The following is a 1,430-nucleotide window of genomic DNA, read 5'->3' as shown; positions in this document are numbered from 1 at the left end:
CGTGATTGCTACTCTGGTATTGACTGCCGGTGTTGCGTTGATTCTGGCGGTTGCTCCGGGAGTCTCCTCCTCCAGCTTTGTTACAGCACAAGAAATAGCTACTTTGGAGCAGGTGCTTCCTGCCGAATCTCGTGCTCAACATCTTGCGCCGATTGTAGCCAATCTGACCGAAATGCGTAAAGCTATTGTTGCTTCAGATGCATGGCGCAGTTTCTTTATTATCGTGATTGGTTGCCTGTTTTTATTCTTATATCAACAGCGGAAGTTGAAAGCTTCTTTCACACTGGCTGGCATTGCGCTTTTGTGTTTGGTAGATATGTGGAGCGTCAATAAACGCTATTTGAATGACGAACAGTTTGTGCCGAAATCCAAGCAGACGGAAGCGTTTGTTAAAACACAGGCGGATGAGATGATCCTTCAGGATACTACTTTAAATTATCGTGTGTTGAACTTTATAGGCTTCCCCGGTAATACGTTTAATGAAAACAATACAGCATACTGGCATAAAAGTGTCGGTGGCTATCATGCAGCGAAGCTCCGTCGCTATCAGGAAATGATAGATCATCATATCATGCCCGAAATGCAGGAAACCTATCAGGCGGTGGCTACTGCCGGCGGACAGATGGACAGTGTAGACGCTTCCAAATTCCGTGTACTGAATATGCTGAATACAAAATACTTCATTTTCCCTGCCGGTGAGCAAGGACAGGCTGTTCCTGTCATGAATCCTTATGCATACGGTAATGCATGGTTCGTAGATAAGGTGCAGTATGTAAATAATGCAAATGAAGAAATAGATGCTTTGAACGATATTCTTCCAACGGAAACAGCCGTAGTGGATGTGAAGTTTAAAGAACAGCTGAAAGATGTGACAGAAGGATATAAAGATTCACTATCTACCATCCAGTTAACCAGTTACGAGCCAAATCGTTTGGTTTATAAGGCCTCCACTCCTAAAGACGGAGTTGTTGTTTTCTCTGAAATATATTATCCGGGATGGCAGGTGACTATTGATGGCCAGCCGGTGGATATTGCCCGTGCAGACTATATCTTGCGTGCGATAAATGTACCGGCAGGGGAACATACCATCGAAATGTGGTTTGATCCACAAAGCATACAGGTTACAGAAAGTATTGCTTATGCAGCACTGGCTTTGTTGCTGATCGGAGTTATGGTTCTTGCGTGGACGCAGCGAAACAAGATTGCGAAGAAGTCTTAAGCGAAATGTAATAGAGGTCGTTCAAAAGCCTTGATCTTATAAAATCGTCCTTACTACGATAGACTGTAGTAAGGACGATTTTTCTTTTAGGAACTTTGGGAACAGTTTCTTTTATATATCGTATCGTTTACTTAATTGCGTAGAATATCCGTAAGGCACACTGCATCACTGCATCAGGCAACCATTTTTTACTCTTCGCAAACAAGACCTG

The 1,430-nt window shown here is 43.3% G+C and carries 1 protein-coding gene and 1 pseudogene; one reads left to right on the top strand and one right to left on the bottom strand.

Annotated features, from left to right (window positions below; translation table 11 throughout):
• A partial coding sequence (locus AB5935_RS25125; RefSeq protein ID WP_368327770.1) for a YfhO family protein occupies window positions 1-1,219 on the top strand: 1,219 nt, incomplete at its 5' end.
• 127 nt (window positions 1,220-1,346) lie between these two features.
• On the opposite strand, the pseudogene AB5935_RS25120 reads toward AB5935_RS25125, so the two are convergent.
• Window positions 1,347-1,430 (bottom strand): annotated as a pseudogene (locus tag AB5935_RS25120) (SDR family NAD(P)-dependent oxidoreductase); the annotation flags it as partial.

The organism is Phocaeicola sp. RTP21198st1_B8_RTP21198_201120 (assembly GCF_040929485.1).
GTDB classification, from domain to species: Bacteria; Bacteroidota; Bacteroidia; order Bacteroidales; family Bacteroidaceae; genus Phocaeicola; species Phocaeicola dorei.
This window is presented reverse-complemented; position numbering and strand designations above follow the sequence as displayed.